General features: G+C 65.5%; 14 protein-coding genes. 4 read left to right on the top strand and 10 right to left on the bottom strand.

Annotation, left to right across the window (positions count from 1 at the left end; genetic code table 11):
- Window positions 1-33: 33 nt before the first annotated feature.
- The 3 genes from atpD to AC0L3U_RS15505 all read left to right on the top strand — a co-directional run bounded on the left by atpD (window position 34) and on the right by AC0L3U_RS15505 (window position 3,749).
- Window positions 34-1,476, top strand: coding sequence for a F0F1 ATP synthase subunit beta (gene atpD, locus AC0L3U_RS15515; RefSeq protein WP_027515013.1), 1,443 nt, complete (start codon window positions 34-36; stop codon window positions 1,474-1,476).
- An 86-nt stretch (window positions 1,477-1,562) separates the two neighbouring features.
- Entirely contained in the window at window positions 1,563-1,970 is a 408-nt protein-coding gene (locus tag AC0L3U_RS15510) for a F0F1 ATP synthase subunit epsilon (protein WP_473362299.1), read from the top strand.
- Between the two features lie 150 nt (window positions 1,971-2,120).
- Complete coding sequence (locus AC0L3U_RS15505) at window positions 2,121-3,749, top strand: adenylate/guanylate cyclase domain-containing protein (RefSeq protein ID WP_473362298.1); 1,629 nt, start codon at window positions 2,121-2,123, stop codon at window positions 3,747-3,749.
- Between the two features lie 77 nt (window positions 3,750-3,826).
- Here the strand turns inward: AC0L3U_RS15505 and AC0L3U_RS15500 are convergent, their stop codons facing one another.
- The 10 genes from AC0L3U_RS15500 to proB form a co-directional block, all read right to left on the bottom strand.
- On the bottom strand, window positions 3,827-4,327 hold the full coding sequence (locus tag AC0L3U_RS15500; protein WP_007598899.1) for an RNA pyrophosphohydrolase: 501 nt from the start codon (window positions 4,325-4,327) through the stop codon (window positions 3,827-3,829).
- A 64-nt stretch (window positions 4,328-4,391) separates the two neighbouring features.
- Window positions 4,392-4,895, bottom strand: a complete 504-nt coding sequence (locus AC0L3U_RS15495) for an RNA pyrophosphohydrolase (RefSeq protein ID WP_456766774.1) — start codon at window positions 4,893-4,895, stop codon at window positions 4,392-4,394.
- A 75-nt stretch (window positions 4,896-4,970) separates the two neighbouring features.
- The gene (locus AC0L3U_RS15490) at window positions 4,971-6,203 is read right to left on the bottom strand and encodes a divergent polysaccharide deacetylase family protein (RefSeq protein WP_473362297.1); all 1,233 of its coding nucleotides are present in this window, start codon (window positions 6,201-6,203) and stop codon (window positions 4,971-4,973) included.
- Window positions 6,204-6,347: 144 nt separating this feature from the next.
- Window positions 6,348-7,703: a S41 family peptidase gene (locus AC0L3U_RS15485; protein WP_018459850.1), complete on the bottom strand. Its 1,356-nt coding sequence runs from the start codon at window positions 7,701-7,703 to the stop codon at window positions 6,348-6,350.
- Window positions 7,700-9,046 carry a murein hydrolase activator EnvC family protein gene (locus tag AC0L3U_RS15480; RefSeq protein ID WP_473362296.1) on the bottom strand — a complete coding sequence of 449 codons (1,347 nt, stop codon included), beginning with the start codon at window positions 9,044-9,046 and terminating at the stop codon, window positions 7,700-7,702. Before AC0L3U_RS15480 ends, AC0L3U_RS15485 begins: the two co-directional genes overlap by 4 nt.
- 33 nt (window positions 9,047-9,079) lie before the next feature.
- Window positions 9,080-9,562: a 23S rRNA (pseudouridine(1915)-N(3))-methyltransferase RlmH gene (gene rlmH / locus AC0L3U_RS15475; protein WP_473362295.1), complete on the bottom strand. Its 483-nt coding sequence runs from the start codon at window positions 9,560-9,562 to the stop codon at window positions 9,080-9,082.
- A gap of 96 nt (window positions 9,563-9,658) precedes the next feature.
- Complete coding sequence (gene rsfS / locus AC0L3U_RS15470) at window positions 9,659-10,015, bottom strand: ribosome silencing factor (RefSeq protein ID WP_007604366.1); 357 nt, start codon at window positions 10,013-10,015, stop codon at window positions 9,659-9,661.
- Between the two features lie 237 nt (window positions 10,016-10,252).
- Entirely contained in the window at window positions 10,253-10,897 is a 645-nt protein-coding gene (locus AC0L3U_RS15465; RefSeq protein WP_473362294.1) for a nicotinate-nucleotide adenylyltransferase, read from the bottom strand.
- A gap of 20 nt (window positions 10,898-10,917) precedes the next feature.
- On the bottom strand, window positions 10,918-12,213 hold the full coding sequence (locus AC0L3U_RS15460; protein WP_473362293.1) for a glutamate-5-semialdehyde dehydrogenase: 1,296 nt from the start codon (window positions 12,211-12,213) through the stop codon (window positions 10,918-10,920).
- Between the two features lie 266 nt (window positions 12,214-12,479).
- A complete protein-coding gene (gene proB, locus AC0L3U_RS15455; RefSeq protein ID WP_027515023.1) occupies window positions 12,480-13,601 on the bottom strand; it encodes a glutamate 5-kinase in 1,122 nt (373 codons plus the stop codon).
- Window positions 13,602-13,767: 166 nt separating this feature from the next.
- Between proB and AC0L3U_RS15450 the strand changes: the two genes are divergently transcribed.
- Complete coding sequence (locus tag AC0L3U_RS15450; RefSeq protein WP_473362292.1) at window positions 13,768-14,733, top strand: Bug family tripartite tricarboxylate transporter substrate binding protein; 966 nt, start codon at window positions 13,768-13,770, stop codon at window positions 14,731-14,733.
- Window positions 14,734-14,743: the final 10 nt, after the last annotated feature.

The raw sequence follows: 14,743 nt of genomic DNA, 5'->3' as shown, positions 1-14,743 counted from the left end.
TCGTTCAAGTAAAGAATTTCGAAGGAGAGCTTCATGGCTACAGCAGCTACCCAGGTCGGTCGTGTCACCCAGGTCATGGGCGCCGTCGTCGACGTTCAGTTCGAAGGCCATCTGCCGGCCATTCTGAATTCGTTGGAAACCAGGAACGGCAACATCCGCCTCGTGCTGGAAGTTGCGCAGCATCTCGGTGAGTCCACCGTGCGCACGATCGCGATGGACGTGACCGAAGGTCTGGTCCGCGGCCAGGAAGTGACCGACACCGGTCAGCCGATCTCGGTTCCGGTCGGCGCGGGCACGCTCGGCCGCATCATGAACGTGATCGGCGAGCCGATCGACGAAGCCGGCCCGATCCAGTCCGAAGGCACGCGCGCCATCCACCAGGAAGCGCCGACCTACACCGACCAGTCGACCGAAGCTGAAATTCTCGTCACCGGCATCAAGGTCGTCGACTTGCTCGCGCCCTACGCCAAGGGCGGCAAGATCGGCCTGTTCGGCGGCGCCGGCGTCGGCAAGACCGTGCTGATTCAGGAGCTGATCAACAACGTCGCGAAGGCGCACGGTGGTTATTCCGTGTTCGCCGGCGTCGGCGAGCGTACCCGCGAGGGCAACGACCTCTATCACGAGTTCATCGAGTCCAAGGTCAACGCCGATCCGCACAATCCGGATCCGAGCGTCAAGTCGAAGTGCGCGCTGGTGTTTGGTCAGATGAACGAGCCGCCCGGCGCCCGCGCCCGCGTCGGCCTCACCGGTCTGACTGTCGCCGAGCACTTCCGTGACCAGGGTCAGGACGTGCTGTTCTTCGTCGACAACATCTTCCGCTTCACCCAGGCCGGTTCTGAAGTGTCGGCGCTGCTCGGTCGTATCCCGAGCGCCGTGGGTTATCAGCCGACGCTCGCCACCGACATGGGCGCGCTGCAGGAGCGCATCACCACCACGCAGAAGGGTTCGATCACCTCGGTGCAGGCCATTTACGTTCCTGCCGACGACTTGACCGACCCGGCGCCCGCGACCTCGTTCGCGCATTTGGACGCCACCACGGTGTTGAACCGCGCGATCTCGGAAAAGGGCATCTACCCGGCGGTGGACCCGCTCGACTCGACCTCGCGCATGCTCTCGCCGCTCGTCGTCGGCCAGGAGCATTACGACACCGCGCGTCAGGTCCAGCAGGTGCTGCAGCGCTACAAGTCGCTGCAGGACATCATCGCCATTCTCGGCATGGACGAGCTTTCGGAAGAGGACAAGCTGACGGTGGCTCGCGCCCGCAAGATCGAGCGCTTCCTGTCGCAGCCGTTCCACGTCGCCGAAATCTTCACCGGCTCGCCCGGCAAGTTCGTCGACCTCGCGGACACCATCAAGGGCTTCCGCGGCCTCTGCGAAGGCAAGTATGACCACCTGCCGGAAGCCGCCTTCTACATGGTCGGCACCATCGAAGAGGCGATCGAGAAGGGCAAGAAGCTGGCGGCCGAGGCGGCCTAAGCTGCGAAGGGCGAGCAGGGAGTAGCGATTAGTCGCGCTGCTCCCGCTCCATTCGCAATTCGCTACTCACCATTCGCAGGTTTCCAATGGCCACCTTCCACTTCGATCTCGTCTCGCCGGAAAAGCTCGCCTTCTCGGGCGAGGTCGACCAGGTCGATATCCCCGGCGTCGAGGGTGACTTCGGCGTGCTGGCGGGACATGCGCCGGTCGTGGCCGCGATCCGGCCCGGCATTCTCACCGTGACCACCGGCGGCAAGCACGAGAAGATCATCGTGCTCGGCGGCATCGCCGAAGTTTCCGACAAGGGCCTGACCGTGCTCGCCGACGTCGCGACCTCGCTGGCCGAGCTCGACCGCGCCCAGTTCGCCGCGACCGTCTCGGAGATGGAAGAGGGGTTGAAGGAGCACGAAGGCAACGAGCTCGATCAAGCCATCGCCCGGCTCGACCACTTCAAGAGTATCCAGCACGAGCTCAACACCACGGCTATGCACTAAGCCCCGGTGCACCGCGCCGGGGCTCAACCTACAAACTCCTGAATAAATCCAGCGCTTGTCACGGAAGTGGCGGGCGCTGAACTTTGTTGCACGGCGCCGCCGATAGCGCCATTCTGCGCCCGCGAACTTTGTTCCGGGGGCGGGCCGCAGATGAAACGCAAGATCGCAGCGATTTTCGCGGCCGATATTGCCGGTTACTCGCGACTGGTCGCGGAAGACGAAGAGGAGACGCTGCGGCGTCTCGCCTCCTATCGCGAGGTCGTCGACGATTTCATTGCCAGGGCGGGCGGACGCATCTTCAACACTGCGGGCGACGCCGTGCTCGCGGAATTTCCAAGCGCAGTCGATGCGGTGCGCTGCGCGATCGATATCCAGGAATCCCTGCGAACCCGCAACATGGCCTATCCGCCAAGCCGGCAGATGTCGTTCCGCATCGGCATCACCATCGGCGATGTGGTCGAGCGCGACGGCGATCTACTCGGTGACGGTGTCAATATCGCCGCCCGGCTCGAGGGCCTCGCCGAGGTCGGCGGCATCTGCGTCTCCCGCGCGGTGCACGAGCAGGTCGCCAACAAGCTGTCGGTACAGTTCGCCGATATCGGCGCGCAGGAGGTCAAGAACATCCCGACGCCGGTGCACGCCTACATGGTCGCAATGCGGCGCGGGGACGGCAGCTACGCAACGCCGCAGATCAAGAAAGTGGCGAAGGCCGCGCCCGCGCCGAACTGGATGTGGCCGCTGGTGGTCGGTGTCGTCTCCATCGTCGCCATCGGCGTCGGCGGCTTCCTCTATTTCACCAAGCTCGAGACCACGAGGGCGCCGGCGATCGCAGCGACCGTGCCAAGCCCTGCATCAAGCCCTGTATCAAGCCCCGCACCAACTGCGCCAAGCCCGTCATCCACCATGGCGGCGAAAGCGCCGATGCCCATGCCGGCACCATCGGCTTCGCCGATGGCCGGCAAGTTTCCCGCCGACAGCGTCCCCTTCATCAACGAGCGCATCCGCAACTACCTGGCCGGCGACTATTCCGCTGCCAGCGACTACAAGGCGTTCGCGCTCAATGTCGGCGGATTCACCGGCGCGTCGTTGAATCAGCCGAACGAGGAAGCCGCGCGCAACGCCGCACTCGATCAGTGTCAGAAGCGCGCCGATGCCGCGCAGTCGCCGCGGCGCTGCGAGCTCTACGCGGTCGGCAACAATGTCGTCTACACACACGGCAAGCCGCCGATGCCGCCGCAACCGTTCGTCCGGCATGATGCCATGACCGAGCGCGCCTTCGCCTCGAAAGACTTTCCGATGGTGCGTGATCCCGCAAAGGTCCGGCTCGAGAACATGTTCGTGCCCGCGGCAAAATCCCGCGCGGTCGCGCTCGGCCCGGGGAGTCAATATTTCATGGTGATGGGCGCATCATCCGCCGACGACGCCGCGCGGCGTTCGCTGGAATCGTGCGGCGCGATCGCCGGCGTCGCCTGCCTGGTCGTTGCGGTCGACGAGAATTTCGTCGTGCCGATCCCGACCCTGCTCCGGATCACCGGCTTCTTCCACGCGGCGTCCAACACCTCGATTGTCGCCGACGCGCGCGACGAGGTGGTGCGCAAGCTCGCCGATGGCATGGGCTGGAACGCCGTCGCGGTCGGCACCGCGGGCCGGCCGGGCCTCGGTGTGAGGGCCGCCGACGAGCAGACCGCGGTCAATTCCGCGCTCGCCGACTGCGCCAAGCGCGACAGCGACTGCCACGTCATCGCGATCGGCCCCTTCACGGTGGGACCGATCAACTAGGCTCGCGCAAATTTCCGGCGAAAGTTCTCTAATGATTTCAACCCCGTTCTACTGTGCATGGGGTTGTTTTCGCGTTTTTAGTTTGCGAAGGGCGCAAACTGCTGCGCCACGGCGCTGTAGACGTGGCGGCGGAACGGCACCACGACGTCGGGGACACGGTCGAGCCGCTCCCAACGCCAGGCGTCGAACTCGGCGGGCTGCCCGTTGCGCGGCGTCAGCGGATCGATCTCGTCATCCTTGCCGGTGAAGCGCAGCGCGAACCACTTCTGGCGCTGGCCGCGGAATTTCGCCAGCCGATGCGTCTGCGGCCCGTCATAGGGCGGGAATTCGTAAGTCAGCCAATCGGTCTCCCCGAGATAGGTTGCGCTCTTGACGCTGGTCTCTTCCCAGAGCTCGCGCAGCGCGGCGTCGCGTAAATCCTCGCCCTCGTCGACGCCGCCCTGAGGCATCTGCCAGTCGAGGCCCGGCAGGATGATCTCGGGTCCGTCGCCCTTGAAGCGGTGCCCGATCAGCACGCGGCCATCGGCATTGAACAGCGCGATTCCGACATTGGGACGGTAAGGCTTTTCATGGGTCACGCGTGGATCTCTCGTCGTCATTTCAGGCGATGCATTAGCATCAACCTGGAATGGCGACTTGAACTTAATCCTGCGCCAGCGGGGAAAATTCCTTCACCACGCGCTCGTAGACCGGGCGCTTGAACGGGACGATCAGCCCGGTCAGGTTCTTCATCGGCTCCCAGCGCCAGCTCACGAACTCGGCCTTGTGGCCGCCGCCGGGCTTTTCGACGTTGATCTCGCTGTCCTTGCCGGTGAAGCGGACCGCGAACCACTTCTGGCGCTGGCCGCGGTAGCGGCCTTTCCAGGTGCGCCCGGCGACTGTGCGCGGAATGTCGTAAGTGAGCCAGTCCGGAACCTCACCGAGCCGCTCGACCGAACGCACGCTGGTCTCCTCATAGAGCTCGCGCTTGGCAGCCTCCCAATTGTCCTCGCCGGGATCGACGCCGCCCTGCGGCATCTGCCAGACATGGGTGTCGTCGACGTGCTCGATACCGCCGGCACGCCGGCCGATGAACACCAGTCCGTCCTTGTTGAGCAACATCACGCCGACGCAGGTCCGGTAGGGCAGATCCTCGTAACGCGCCATTCCGCCAGACCTCTCGCATGCTGTCGGTAAGGCTGAAGCAGGCCCCGCGGGCCTGTGCCGTACCAATCCGTTGATTTAGCTGGATTTTGATTTCAGCATCGCGGTTGTCAATGGCACCAAAAGGATACCTCGGTCGCCCAATGTCTTGGTCCAGGCGCCGATGCGCTCGATCGAGACCGGGAGGGCGGAGGCGGTGCCCACGGCCATGCCGCGCTCGCGCGCCGCCGCTTCGAGCTTGGTCAGGGCGCGATCGATCTCGGCCGGGGTCGGCACCGCGTCGATCGCGATATCGCCCTTGCCGAACGGCATCGCCAGACTGCCGGCGGCCTGGGGCGCGATGCTCCGCGGCGAGGAGCCGTCGTCGAAGAAGCCGAGGCCGCGCTTGGCCGCCTCGCGGATGATCGGCTGCATCGCCGGCTCCGTTGCGATGAAGCGGGCGCCCATGAAGTTGGTGAGACCGGCATAGCCCTGCATCCGGCTCAGATGCCAGTACAGCCGGTCCATGTTCTGGTCGGCACTCAGCGACGTCAGCAGCGTCTGCGGTCCAGGATCGTTGTCGGGGAAGTCATAGGGCTCCATCGGGATCTGGAGGAAGATCTCGTGGCGCTGGGCGCGGGCGCGCTCGGCGAGTTTCCCTGGATCGGACCCATAAGGCGTGAAGGCCAGCGTCACCGCCGCTGGCAGCCGCATGATGGCATCGGTGGTCTTGGCGGCGCCGACGCCGAGGCCGCCGATCAGGATCGCAACCACCGGCATCTTGGCGGCCTTGGCGCGGTCGGCATCCGCCGCATAGACGTTGAATGGCTTGAGGTCGCCGGACATCGCGGGGATCATACCGTAGCGCGATTTCTCGAGGAGTTTTGGGTCGATCCCGGCCATGACGGGCGGCGGTGCGGAGGCCGAGGCCGCCTCGCTCTTGCCGGCGGCATCGCCGCCGATCACCACGTCGTGGCGCGTGCCGGTGGAACCGTCGATCATGGTGACGGTCTTCTGCTCGCCCGCCTGCTTCGGCGCCTCCTTAGTCTCTTGCTTGCTTTCCTGCTTGCTGTCCTGGCCGTGGCCGGATGCGGCCGGCTTGTCATCGCGGGCCTTGTCTGCGGCACTGGGCTCGCGGATCGCGAGCCGCGTCATCGGCTCGCCGCCAAGCGGATCCTTGTTGAAGATGGCGAAGCCGGCAAAGCTGACCAGGAACAGGCCGAGCAGGACAGCGAGCAGTTGCATGGCCGTGAACGGCAGCCGCAGCCGGCGTTTCCGGCGCGGCTTGTCCCGTCCGAGCGGGGCGCTCAGATCATCGGCCGTTTCAGTCATGCGCGATCCCGAATCACTCGAGACGACGATACCACGCCGAGGTCAAGCGGCGGCAGGCCGGGATAGGCCGGGGATAGCAGGAGTTCCAAGCAAAAAGGGCGGCTCCCGGGAGCCGCCCTTTTCGTCAGATCGCGATGCGCCGACCTAGTTCGCCGCTTTGGGCTTGTCGGTCGTGGCCTTGTCGCCGCCCGGGGTGGGCGCCGCCGAGGCGCTGTTCTTGATGCCGTGGAGCAGATCGTCGGCGAGCTTGAGCGCCTTGTCGTCCTTGGCGTCCGGCGGGACGTAGGACTGCGAGCCGGTCTTCTCGTCGCCATCGTTCTTGAGATGGCCGCGCAGCGAAGCTTCGCCCTTGGTGTCGGTGCGCGACTTTAGCTCGTCCGGCACGTCCTGCAGCACTTCGATGTCGGGCACGATGCCCTTGGCCTGGATCGACTTGCCCGACGGCGTGTAGTAGCGCGCCGTGGTCAGCCGCAGCGCGCCGTTGCCGCTTCCGAGCGGAATGATGGTCTGCACCGAGCCCTTGCCGAACGAGCGCGTGCCGACGATGGTCGCGCGCTTGTGGTCCTGCAGTGCGCCCGCGACGATCTCCGACGCCGAAGCCGAGCCGCCGTTGACCAGCACGATGACCGGCTTGCCCTTGGTGAGGTCGCCCGTATGCGCGGTACGGCGCTGGGTCTCCTCGGCATTGCGGCCGCGGGTCGAGACGATCTCGCCCTTCTCCAGGAAGGAGTCGGAGACGGTGACCGCTTCCTCGAGCAGGCCGCCCGGATTGTTGCGGAGGTCGATGACGTAGCCCTTCAGCTTGTCGCCGATCTGATTCGAGAGGTTGGCGACCTCGCGCTTCAGGCCTTCGGTGGTCTGCTCGTTGAAGGTGGTGATGCGGATATAGGCGATGTCGTCGGCCTCGACGCGGGCGCGCACCGAGCGGACGCGGATGTTGTCGCGCACCAGCGTGACGTCGATCGGATTGTCCTGGCCCTTGCGGATGATCTTGAGCTTGATCTTGGTGTTGACGGGGCCGCGCATCTTCTCGACCGCCTGGTTCAGGGTCAGGCCCTGCACCGCCTCGTCGTCGAGATTGGTGATGATGTCGTTGGCCATGACGCCGGCGCGCGAGGCCGGGGTGTCGTCGATCGGCGAGACCACCTTGATCAGGCCGTCTTCCATCGTGACTTCGATGCCGAGGCCACCGAACTCACCGCGGGTCTGCACCTGCATGTCGCGGAAGCTCTTGGCGTCCATGTAGCTCGAATGCGGATCGAGACCGGTGAGCATGCCGCTGATCGCGGATTCGATCAGCTTGGTGTCGTCGGGTTTCTCGACATAGTCCGAGCGCACGCGCTCGAAGACGTCGCCGAACAAATTGAGCTGGCGATAGGTGTCCGCGGTGGCGGCTCGCGCGCTGGAGCCCATGAAGACCGCGCGCGGTTGCGTCACGAACAGCGTCAGCGCCGCACCGGTGGCCGCGCTGAGGAGGATAACTGAAGTCTTGCGCATCATCCGCGAACCTTCTCGCCTTCATTTGCGGCCCACCATGGGCCTGGATCGATTGGAGTGCCGTCTTTGCGGAACTCGACATAGAGCACAGGTTGACTCGCGTTCGTGGCGAGAATGGAGGCGACTTGAGAAGTCGACCCCATGGTCGCGACAGGCTCCCCCGTGAGCACAAACTGACCGATGTTGACCGAAATGCGCTCCATCCCGGCGATCAGCACATGATACCCGCCCCCGGCATTGAGGATCAAGAGTTGTCCATAGCTGCGGAACGGGCCGGCATAGACCACCCAGCCATCACACGGCGTCGTGACCTGAGACCCGGGCCGGCTCGCCAGCGAAATGCCCTTCTGGACCCCGCCGAGCCCGTCCGAACCGCCGAAATCCCTGATCTTGTTACCGTTAACCGGAAGAGGCAGGAGGCCCTTGGCCGCGGCAAAGGCCATCGCAGGGGTGGTCCGGGAACGATCCTTGAAAGCGCCGGGGCCGGTCTTGGCGCTGGCGGCCGCGTTTGCAGCCGCCTTGGCCTCGGCCTGCCTGGCGGCCTCAGCCGCCTTCTCGGCTGCCTTGGCGGCACTTTGCAGATCCTGCTCCATCTTGGCGATCAGCCCCTGGAGATCGCCGACCTGTCGTGAGAGCGCGACGGCGCGCGCATTCTCGGCGTCGAGGTCCTTTTCGCGCGACGCCTGCTGGCGCTGCCGCTCGTCGACCAGAGCCGCGAGCCGGGTCTGGTCGTTGCGCACCTTGTCGCGGTCGGAGGCAAGCTGGTCGCGCTCGGTCGCGATGGTCTTGCGCAAGGCCACGAGCTCGCCGAGCTCGCTTGCGATCTTCTCGGCGCGGCCGCGCAATTCCGGCACGACGGCACCGAGCAGCATCGCCGTGCGCAGCGATTGCAGTGCGTCCTCGGGCCGCACCAGCAGCGCTGGCGGCGTCCGCCTTCCGGCGCGCTGCAAGGCCGCCAGCACCTCGACGATGTCGGCGCGGCGTAAATCGAGCGAGCTGCGCATCGCCTGCTCGCGGCCGTTCAGCGATCGCAGCCGCGCTTCGGCCTCGTCGATCTTGGTCTCGACGGTGCGCACATTGGCGGCGGTGTCGATCAACTGTTGATTGAGCTGGGTGCGGTCCTGGCCGAGCGAGGTGATCTCCGCTTTGAGCTTGGCTTGCGCTTCCTCCGCGCTCTTCTTGCTTGCGCGCGCGGCTTCGAGCTCCTGCTCGCGCTGCTTGATCGCGTCAGGCGCGACGGCCGCAGTCTGCGGTGCAGGCGTCTGAGCTTGCGCGAGGCTTGCGCCCAAAATACTTGAGCCCATAACGCCGGCGATCAGCAGCTGGTTGAGAATTGGCGCTCGCATCGCTTTAGGCAAAGGTGCTCGTTGTGGCGCGGATCACGCGCGGTGATAGGGGTGGCCGGCCAGAATGGTGGCGGCTCGATAAAGCTGTTCCAGAAGCATGACGCGGACCATTTGATGCGGCCAGGTCGCAGAGCCGAACGCGATCGCGAGCTTGGCCTTACGGCGCAATTCGGGCGAAAGTCCGTCCGCCCCTCCGATCATGAAGATAGTATGACCGGCACCCTCGTCGCGCCAGCGCCCGAGATGCCGTGCGAATACGGTCGAATCCAGATTCTGGCCGCGCTCGTCCAGCGCCACCAGGATCGATTTTTCGGGAATATGGGCTGAGATCGCCGCGGCCTCCTCGGCCATCCGCGTCGCGGTATCGCGCGCGCGGCTTTCGGGCAATTCGTGGATGGCGAGCTCGCGGAATCCGAGCTTACGCCCGGCCTCGTCGAACCGCTCGAAATAGCGCTCGGCAAGCTCCCGTTCGGGGCCCTGCTTCAGCCGGCCCACCGCAATGACGGCTATGCGCATGATATGTTCAGGGTCGCGTTTTCTGGGCCGCGCGCGATATGCGCGCGCACGACGCTAGCATGCGCGTCGGCCGATTCGAAATCGGCCAGCAGCCTCTCAGATCGCCTTCGCCGCCCCTGGGCCCTGCGTGTACAATCTCTCGAGACTGTAGAACTCGCGGACCTCGGGTCTGAACACGTGCACGATCACATCGCCGGAATCGATCAGCACCCAGTCGCAATTGGGCAAGCCCTCGACGTGGATGTTCTTGATGCCGTTTTCCTTGAGGCCTTTGGCGACGTTCTCCGCGATCGCGCCGACGTGCCGGTTAGCCCGGCCGGTGGTGACGATCATGTAGTCGGAGTAGGCCGATTTGCCGCGAAGGTCGATGGTGACCGTCTCTTCCGCCTTCATATCGTCGAGGCGGGAGAGGATCAGGCTCAGCGTCTTGTCGGCGTCGGGTTGCGCCTTCAAGGCCGCAGCTTTGGTCGATGTTTTACGCGTCGGCTTAGCAACCTTGGGTAAAACAGACTTCGGTGAAGCCGTCTTGGGTGAGGCTGTCTTGGACAATACAGATGTGGTCAGGGACCATTCCTTTCACTGTATCGCGAACGCCGAATCCGGCGCTCACTGGTTACACTACATCATGTGGGGTTAAGGGTTTCAATATGCCAGAGAGCCCGAAGTCCGAACGCGTTCGCACAATCTGACTCACTTCGTACCTTTCCAGCTTCCGTCCGGGTTCCGTAAGCCGGTCGAAGAGAGATTCAGCTTCATACCTGTCAGGAATACCCAGGCCGGGGCGGCCCGATCCGCAAGCAATGGCGCCTCATTCTCCGGCAAACGGTAGCGCCTGAGCGCCTGGGCGGCGGGAGAGGCGAGGGCGCGAAAACTCTGTGGCGGGCGGTCGATGACCGCGATCGGCACCTGATCGGCGATGCGCCGCCAGTGCTGCCAACGATGGAATTGAGCGAGGTTGTCGGCGCCCATGATCCAGACAAAGCGCAAGCCCGAGAGGCGGCGGCGCAAGGTGTTGATCGTGTCGATGGTATAGCGCGTGCGAATGACGGATTCGAGACAACTCACCTCGATCCTGGGATCGTCGGCGACGTCGCGCGCCGCCTGCATGCGCTCGCCGAGCTCATGCAGCGTGCCGTTCTCCTTCAGCGGATTGCCTGGCGTCACCAGCCACCACACGCGATCGAGCTGGAGGCGTTTCAGCGCGAACTGGCTGATCGCGCGATGAGCCTGGTGTGGTGGATTGAACGAGCCGCCGAGCAGGCCGATGCGCATGCCCGAGGTATGGGTCGGTATGGCCTGCGCGAAGAAACGTGGCGCGACGAAATTGTTGCTCAATGCCCCGCGCCCTGCGTCGTCTACGGCCGCGTCTGCCCGGTGCCGTGAACGCGATATTTGAAGCTCGTCAACTGCTCGGCGCCAACCGGGCCGCGGGCGTGGAATCTGCCGGTGGCGATGCCGATCTCGGCGCCGAAGCCGAACTCGCCGCCGTCGGCGAACTGCGTCGAGGCATTGTGCAGCACGATCGCGGAATCGACCTCGCTCAGGAATTTCTTCGCAGCGCTCTCATCGGTGCTCACGATCGCGTCGGTATGGTGCGAGCCGTGGTTCTGGATATGCGCGATGGCGCCGTCGACGCCGTCCACGACCTTCGCTGCGATGATCGCGTCGAGATATTCGGTGTCCCAATCGTCCGCGCTCGCGGGCTTGACGCGCGCGTCGGTCTTTTGCACGGCATCGTCGCCGCGCACTTCGCAGCCGGCCTCGATCAGCATCTCGACCAGCGGCTTGAGGTTTTTACCGGCAGCCGCGCGATCGACCAGCAGCGTCTCGGCGGCGCCGCAGACGCCGGTGCGGCGCATCTTGGCGTTGAGCACGATCGATTTCGCCATGGCGAGGTCGGCGCTGCCGTCGATATAGACGTGATTGACGCCTTCGAGATGCGCGAACACCGGCACGCGCGCTTCCTGCTCGACACGCGCGACGAGGCTCTTGCCTCCGCGCGGCACGATCACGTCGACGGCGCCGTTCAATCCCGACAACATCATGCCTACCGCCGCGCGGTCGCGCGTCGGCACCAGCGTGATTGCAGCCTCGGGGAGGCCCGCTTCGCGCAGGCCCTGCACCAGGCATTGATGGATCGCGCGGCAGGAGCGGAAACTGTCGGAGCCGCCGCGCAGGATCACGGCATTGCCCGACTTCAGGCACAGAACGCCGGCATCCGCCGCAACGTTCGGCCGGCTCTCGAAGATCACGCCGACGACGCCGAGCGGCACGCGCACGCGCTCGATGGTCATGCCGTTCGGCCGTTGCCAGCTCTCGGTGACGATGCCGACCGGATCGGCAATGCCGCGCACGATACCGATGCCCTCGGCCATGCCCTCGACCCGCGCCGGCGTCAGCGTCAGGCGGTCGATGAAGGACGAGGTGGCATTGCCGGAGGCGCGGGCCTCCGTGACGTCCTCGGCATTGGCGGCAAGGATCGCGGCCGCGTTGTTGCGGATCGCCCGCTCCATGGCCTCGAGCGCCCGGTTCTTCTGCTCCGGCGGCGCCAGCGCCAGCACGCGCGCGGCAGCGCGGGCACGGGTACCGAGATCGGTCATCAGCGCCTGAAGATCGGCATTGCCGTCGACGGCTTTGAGGGGGGCAGCCATGGGAGTTTCAACCTTCTGCTAAGGCAGTGTCCTAGCACGGAAATCCCGCTTTTGCGAAGGGTCGGCAGGGTATGGCTGGTCTCCCGGTGTTGTGCCACATCGGCCACTGGCCCAGCTCCGACGTCATGGCCGGGCTTGTCCCGGCCATCCACGCCTTGCCGCCAGCAAGAAAGAACGTGGATGCCCGGGCCTTCGCCTCGCCGAAGCGGCTTCGACCGCGCAGGCGGGACAAGCCCGGGCATGACGTTTTGGGTGCCTGCCGAGCGTTACCCGCCCATCACCAGATCATCGCGGTGGATCATCTCGGACCGCCCGCTGATGCCGAGGATGGCCATGACATCCGGGGAGGAGCGGCCCTTGATCCGCTCGGCATCGTCGGCGTCATAGGCGATCAGGCCGCGGCCGACCTCGCTGGTGTCGGGGCCGCGCACGATCACGGCGTCGCCGCGGGCGAACTGGCCCTCGACCTTGATCACGCCGGCCGGCAGCAGGCTGGCGCCGGCGCGCAGCGCCGCGACCGCGCCGGCGTCGATCGTCAGGGTGCCCTTCGGCTCCAGCGAGCCCGCGATCCAGCGTTTTCGCGACGTGATGGGATTGGCAGGCGTCAGGAACCAGGTGCAGCGGCCGCCATCGGCGACCGCCTGAAGCGGATGCTCGATCTTGCCCGAGGCGATCAGCATATGCGTGCCGCCGGTGGTCGCGATTTTTGCGGCTTCGACCTTGGTGCGCATGCCGCCGCGCGACAGCTCGGACTCGGCGTCGCCTGCAACGGCCTCGATCTCCGAGGAGATGCTGTCGACGACGGGAATGAGCTTGGCGTTCGGGTTGTTCTTCGGCGGGGCGTCGTAGAGCCCGTCGATGTCCGACAGCAGCACCAGCAGGTCGGCGCTCGCCATGGTGGCGACGCGCGCGGCAAGGCGGTCATTGTCGCCGTAGCGGATCTCGTTGGTCGCGACCGTGTCGTTCTCGTTGATCACGGGGATCGCGCGCCACTCCAGCAGCTTGCCGATGGTGGAGCGCGCGTTGAGATAGCGGCGGCGCTCCTCGGTGTCCTGCAGCGTCACCAGGATCTGGCCGGCGCCGATGCCGTGAGCGCCAAGCACCTCCGACCAGATCCGGGCGAGCGCGATCTGACCGACGGCGGCGGCCGCCTGGCTCTCCTCCAGCTTCAGCGGGCCGCGCGGCAGTTTCAGGCGGCTGCGGCCGAGCGCGATCGAGCCTGAGGAGACGACGAGAACGTCACGTCCCTCGCGATGCAACTTGGCCATGTCGTCGGCGAGCGCGGCAAGCCAGGACGCCCGCACCTCGCCCTTGTCGGAATCGACCAGCAACGCGGAGCCGACCTTGACGACGATGCGGCGGAATTGACTGAGTTCGGGGCTGGCCATGTGTGTATGTGGTGCGTGTATGTGCTGGAGAGCGGCGCCGGTAAGGCCCGCTTTTGCAGCAGGACGATGGCCGGCGCAAGGCGGCAGGCCCGGTAAACGGCGCTTGTCCGGAGCGCCCGTCTGGCTCTAACTGTCGCCAACCATAATAGGCTCAAAGAGGAAACCAATGGACCGCCGCAACTTCATCGCCGGATGCCTCGGGTTGCCGTTGCTGGCGCAGGCGGCCGAGGCGCAAGCTCAGGCCGGCCTGACGAAAATGATCTTCCCGTTCGCGGCGGGAGCGGGCGGCGACACGCTGTGCCGGCTGATCGCGCAGGAGATGGCGCCGGCGCTGCAACGGACGATGGTGGTCGAGAACCGCACCGGCGGTGACGGCCTGATCGGCATCAAGGCGGTGAAGGGGGGTAGCCCGGACGGAAGCATGGTGCTGGTGACGACCGGGCCCACCATGTACCTGCTGCCGATGGTGGAGACGACCCCGAGCTTCGACACCGCAAAGGATTTCGTCCCGGTCTCGCTGCTGGCGCGGTTTGAGTTCGCCGTCGTCATCAATCCGACAATCGATGCCGCGGATTTCAAGGGGTTCGTCGCCTGGCTGAAGGCGCATCCGGACAAGGCCTCGTTCGGCGTGCCGAGCAACGGCACCATCCCGCATTTCATGGGCTCCAAGCTCGAGAAGGACCTCGGCATTGCCATGACGCGCGTGCCCTATCGCGGCAGCGCGCCCATCCTCAACGACATCATCGGCGGTCATGTCTCGTTCGGCATCGTCACGTTGGCCGATGCGCTGCCGCAGCATCGTGCCAAGGGCGTGAAGATCATCGCGGTCGCGAGCGCCGAACGTTCACCTTTTGCTTTGGAGGTGCCGACCTTGAAGGAGAGCGGCATCGATCTCGTTGCCGACGCCTGGTACGGCATGTGGCTTCCCGCCGGCAGCCCGCCGGAATTCGCAAGCAAGCTCGGCGCGGCCGCAAGCGCCGCGCTCGCCAAGCCCGAGGTGAAGGAGAAGCTCACCGCGATTGGGCTGATCCCGGTCGGCAGCAGCGCGGAAGGTCTGACCAAGGAGCTCGCCGCCAACACGGCGTTCTGGCAGCCGATCGTGAAGGCGACGGGCTACAAGATCGAGAATTGAGGTCTTCTCC

This window comes from Bradyrhizobium sp. Kon69 (assembly GCF_055807515.1).
Note: the sequence above shows the minus strand (reverse complement) of the source record. Positions and strands in the feature narration are given on the sequence as shown.